Below are 4,800 nucleotides of genomic sequence, written 5' to 3'. Positions count from 1 at the left end.
GCGCCATGGACCTGGCGGTGGGCGCCCGGCAGGTGCTGGTCACCATGGAGCACCGGGGCCGCGACGGCGCGCCCAAGATCCTGCGCGAATGCACGTATCCGCTGACCGGCGCCGGCGTGGTGACGCGCATCTACACCGATCTGGCGGTCATCGACGTGACGCCGCGGGGCTTGAGCGTGCACGCCATGCTGCAGGGCCTGAGCCGCGAATGGCTGCAGTCCGTGACCGGCGCGCCGCTGCGTTTCCCGGACGGCCTGCGTTTCATCGAGCGGGACGCCAGCGGCGCGCCCCGCTACGCCTGAACACTCGAGCCCCGCGCGGGCAAAGGAGCTTGCGATGATCCGTTCCCTGCCGGCCCGCATGGCCGCGGTTGCGACAGGTTTGCTGTGCCTGGGCGCGGCCCACGCCGCACAGGGCTATCCCGACAAGCCCATAACGCTGCTGATTCCCTATCCGCCGGGCGGCAGCGCCGACATGCTGGCCCGGCCGCTGGGCGCGCAATTGCAGAAAATGTGGGGCCAGCCCGTGGTGCTGGAGTACAAGCCCGGAGCGGGCGGCACCATCGCCTCGGCCCAGCTGGCGCGCGCGAAGCCCGACGGCTATACGGTGCTGATGGTGCTGGCCGCGCACGCCATCAACCCCAGCCTGTACCCCTCGCTGCCCTACGACACGCGCCGCGATTTCGCGCCGGTGTCCCTGGCGGCGACGCTGCCCATGCTGGTGGCCGCGCCGCTTTCCACGCAGGCCGACACCATTCCGGAGTTGATCGCCTACGCCAAGGACCATCCGGGCAAGCTGAGCTTCGCGTCGGCGGGCAACGGCAACACCAGCCACCTGGCCGCCGAAATGTTCAAGCAGCGCACCGGCACGAACATGATGCACGTCCCCTACAAGGGCAGCGGGCCGGCCGTGGTGGCGCTGCTGGGCGGCGAAGTGTCCCTGATGTTCGACAGCATTTCGACTTCGCTGCCGCAGGTGCGGGCCGGCAAGCTCAAGGCGATCGCCGTGACGGGCGAACGGCGCTCGGCGCTGCTGCCCGACGTGCCCACCGTGGCCGAGAGCGTGCCGGGCTTCGTGGTCAACGGCTGGTACGGCATTCTCGCGCCGGCCGGCACGCCGCCGGCCGTGGTGGAAACGCTGAGCAAAGGCATCGCCGAGGCGCTGCGGGCGCCGGAGGTGAAGGCGCAGCTCAATGGCTATGGCTACGAGGTCGTGGGCTCGACCCCCGAGGCGTTCGGCCGGCACATCGACCGCGAGCTCGCGGCCTGGAAAGAAGCGGTGGCGGTGTCGGGCGCGAAGGTCAATTAGCCCCGGGCCTGCCAGACCGGATGCTGCGCGCCCGGCGCGCGCAGCCGGCGGGCGAAGCGCTGCGACAGGAACTCCACGAAAGCCAGCGTCTTGGCCGGCAGGTTCAGGCGCTCGGGGTAGACCACGTGGATGTCGGCGGGCGGGGTGTTCCAGTCGGGCAGCACCTGGCGCAGGCGGCCGTCGCGCAGGTAAGCCTCGGTTTCCCATTCCGACCGCATGACGATGCCGTGGCCGTCCAGCGCCCATTGCAGCGCGGATTGGCCGTCGTTGGAACTGAGCGGCCCGCGCACCTTGACGGTTTCGGAGCGCTGGCTGCAATCCAGCCGCCAGGTGCCGTAGGCCACGTCGTTCTCGCGCACCACGATGCAGCGGTGGCGCTGCAGCTCGCCCGGCGCACGGGGCTCGCCGTAGGTTTCCAGATAGCGGGGCGAGGCGCACAGCAGGCGTCGGTTGAACGCGATCTTGCGGGCGATGACCCGCGCGTCGGGCAGCTCGCCGAAACGCACGGCGGCGTCGAACCCTTCTTCGATGAGGTTGAGCGGACGGTCGGTGAGCTTGAGCTGCACTTCCACCTCGGGATACTGGCGCGCGAAATCCGATACGGCGGGCACGATGTGGGCGCGGCTGAACCCGAATGTGGCGTTCAGCCGCAGCAGCATGCGGTGTGGGGGCAGCAGCAGTTCGGCATCCGCGCGGTCATCGCGCCCAGCTTCGGCGAGATCTTCTATTTCAATGCGCTCAACAACGGGCTGCTGCTGGTGAGCCTGCCCGCCGCGCAGGTCGATGCGCTGCTGGCGCGGGTGTCGTCGGCCGCGGGCGCCCGCCTGCGCATTGACGTGGAGGCCGGCCGGGTGAGCGCGGCCGATGGCTGGCATGCGGACTTTTCGCTGCCGCCGCGGCATCGGCGCATGTTCGCCGAAGGCCAGGACATGGTGGGCGCCTCGCTGGGCCGGCTCGAGGAAGTGGCCCGCTTCGAGGCGGCCCACTGGGCCCGGTTTCCGTGGATGAAAGACGTGGCGCGCCGCGTGCGCGACCGCCTCGATGCGAAGCCGTAAGATGGATGCCATGGCCGATTTCTTCGATCTCCCCGTCCGCCGCTACGCCGTCAACGGCATCCGCATCGCCGCGCGCTGCGAGGGCAGCGGGCCGCCGCTGCTGCTGTTGCACGGCCATCCGCAGACGCACGCCATCTGGCATCGCATGTGGCCCGAGCTGATCCGCCACCGCCGCTGCGTGGCGGCCGACCTGCGCGGCTATGGAGACAGCGACAAGCCCGCCGCCGCGCCGGGCCACTCGGCCCATTCCAAGCGCGTCATGGCGGCGGACATGGTCGCGCTCATGCGGGCGCTGGGCCACGCGCGTTTCGAGGTGCTGGCGCACGACCGCGGCGCGCGCGTGGCGCACCGGCTGGGCCTGGATCATCCCGAGGCCGTCTCGCGCATGATGCTGCTGGACATCGCGCCCACGCTGGACATGTACGAACAGACCTCGCGCGCCTTCGCGCAAGCCTATTTCCACTGGTTCTGGCTGATCCAGCCGGCACCGCTGCCGGAAACCATGATCGAACGCGATCCGGTGTTCTACCTGCGTTCCATCATGGGCGGCCGCCCGGGCGGGCTGGCGCATTTCGACCCGCGCGCCATGGCGGAATACGAGCGCGCCGCCCGGCTGCCGGGCTGGGCCACCGGCATCTGCGAAGACTACCGGGCCTCGGCCACGCTGGACCTGGAGCACGACCGCCAGGGCCGGGCCGCCGGCGAGCGGCTGCGCATGCCCTTGCGGGTGCTGTGGGGCGAACGCGGCGCGGTGGGGCGGAATTTCGACGTGCTGGCGCTCTGGCGGGCAGTGGCCGGGCAGGCCGGCGGCCGGGCGCTTGCGGGGGCGCATTACCTGGCCGAGGAGGTCCCCGGCGAAGTGCTGGCGGAAGCGTCGGCGTTTTTCGGCTGGGCCGGCCAGCCAAGCCATGCATCGCGGTAGGGACATGAAAAAAGGGACGCAGCGCTGGTGGTAACCTTCGCCGCATGAGCCGTTATTCCACCGATCTCGCCGATCTCTCCGCACTGCCCGAGCCCGAAGACGCCCAGCGCGCCTTCAAGGCCTCGGACTCGCCCTGCGTGGCGGTGTGCTCCACGCTGTTCGACGACATCTGCCGGGGCTGCGGCCGTACGGCCATGGAAGTGGCCAACTGGGTCTTCATGACCGACGATGAAAAGCGCGCCGTCTGGGAGCGCATCACGGCGCAGGGGTATCCGCGGCGCAACAGCAAATAGGCGGAGCCGGGCCGCATGGCCCGGATCGTCTTGGCTGTGTCATCTTGCGCGGGCCCAATGGGGGCTTGCCCGCCCACGCAAGACGGAGATCCGGCCCGCATGCGCATCGTCCTGGTCACGGATGCCTGGCATCCGCAAGTCAACGGGGTCGTCCGCACCTGGACGACCATGCTGCAGATACTGACTTCCTGGGGGCACGAACTCGTCGTCGTGAGTCCCGAGGGCAGTCTCACCGTTCCCGCGCCGTCCGAGCCGCAGTTGCGGCTGTGCCTGCTGCCCGGCAGGCAACTGCGGCGGGCGCTGGGCGGCATGCAGCCCGATGCGCTGCACATCGCCACCGAGGGGCCGCTGGGCCTGGCGGCGCGCCGCATGGCGCTGGCGCGCGGCTGGCGCTTCACGACCTCGTTCCACACGATGTTTCCCGACTACCTGAAGGCGCGCATGGGCATCCCCGAGTCGCTGCCGTGGCGCTTTCTGCGCTGGTTCCACGCGCCGTCGCAGCGCGTGCTCGTGCCCACGCCCACGGTGCGCGACGCGCTGGCCGGGCGCGGTTTCGGAAATCTGCAGGTATGGTCGCGCGGGGTGGACCCGGGCCGCTTCCGGCCGGTGCCGGGCGGCGCGCCCTACGGCCTGCCGCGTCCGGTTTTCCTGAGCGTGGGCCGCGTGGCCCGCGAGAAGAACCTCGATGCTTTCCTGTCGCTGGACCTGCCGGGCTCCAAGGTGGTGGTGGGCGGCGGCCCCGACGAGGCCCGCCTGCGCCGGCGCTACCCGCGGGCGCACTTCCTGGGCATGCAGGGCGACGATGCGCTGCCCGATTTCTATTCGGCGGCCGACGTGTTCGTGTTTCCCAGCCTGACCGACACCTTCGGCCTGGTGATGCTGGAGGCCATGGCCTGCGGCACGCCGGTGGCGGCGCTGCCCTGCGCGGCGCCGCTGGCGGTGGTGGAGCAGGGCGTGACCGGCGTGCTGGACCACGACCTGGGCCGCGCCTGCCGGGCGGCGCTGGCGCTGGACCGCGAAACCGTGCGCCGGCGCGCCCTGGCGCACGGCTGGGACGCGGTGGCTGCCTGCCTGCTGGCCGCCCTGTCGCCCTTGACGGCCGCCGCCCGAGCCCGGCCGGCCGCTGGCGCAGGCGGGCTGAGGCGCTATTCACCGGCCCAGGCCAAACCGGTACAATGCCCGACAAACCTGAGGAGCGTTGCGACGATTCCGCCGGTGTGCC

6 protein-coding genes and 1 pseudogene are annotated in these 4,800 nt (G+C 71.0%); 6 read left to right on the top strand and 1 reads right to left on the bottom strand.

The window, feature by feature from the left end; all coding sequences use genetic code 11:
• Together AD428_RS22880 and AD428_RS22875 are read left to right on the top strand one after the other, a co-directional pair.
• The coding region (locus AD428_RS22880) for a CoA-transferase (protein WP_304438965.1) at positions 1 to 302 on the top strand (302 nt) is incomplete at its 5' end.
• Positions 303 to 336: 34 nt separating this feature from the next.
• A complete protein-coding gene (locus AD428_RS22875) occupies positions 337 to 1,308 on the top strand; it encodes a Bug family tripartite tricarboxylate transporter substrate binding protein (protein ID WP_053246686.1) in 972 nt (323 codons plus the stop codon).
• On the opposite strand, the pseudogene AD428_RS22870 reads toward AD428_RS22875, so the two are convergent.
• Positions 1,305 to 1,964: pseudogene (locus AD428_RS22870) on the bottom strand (LysR substrate-binding domain-containing protein); the annotation flags it as partial. The gene AD428_RS22875 and the pseudogene AD428_RS22870 sit on opposite strands and share 4 nt — an antisense overlap.
• A 6-nt stretch (positions 1,965 to 1,970) precedes the next feature.
• On the opposite strand from AD428_RS22870, the gene AD428_RS26560 reads away from it, so the two are divergent.
• The 4 genes from AD428_RS26560 to AD428_RS22850 form a co-directional block, all read left to right on the top strand.
• On the top strand, positions 1,971 to 2,363 hold the full coding sequence (locus AD428_RS26560; RefSeq protein WP_235491080.1) for a 3-isopropylmalate dehydratase small subunit: 393 nt from the start codon (positions 1,971 to 1,973) through the stop codon (positions 2,361 to 2,363).
• 10 nt (positions 2,364 to 2,373) lie between these two features.
• Positions 2,374 to 3,285 (top strand): alpha/beta fold hydrolase, encoded by a 912-nt coding sequence (locus AD428_RS22860; RefSeq protein WP_082308560.1) that lies wholly within the window; start codon positions 2,374 to 2,376, stop codon positions 3,283 to 3,285.
• A 44-nt stretch (positions 3,286 to 3,329) separates the two neighbouring features.
• Positions 3,330 to 3,578, top strand: coding sequence for a DUF1289 domain-containing protein (locus tag AD428_RS22855; RefSeq protein ID WP_053246554.1), 249 nt, complete (start codon positions 3,330 to 3,332; stop codon positions 3,576 to 3,578).
• Positions 3,579 to 3,677: 99 nt separating this feature from the next.
• Positions 3,678 to 4,800: glycosyltransferase family 4 protein (locus AD428_RS22850; RefSeq protein ID WP_152968202.1), on the top strand; the 1,123-nt coding region annotated here is incomplete at its 3' end.

It is taken from the genome of Achromobacter sp. DMS1 (genome assembly GCF_001270295.1).
This window is presented reverse-complemented; position numbering and strand designations above follow the sequence as displayed.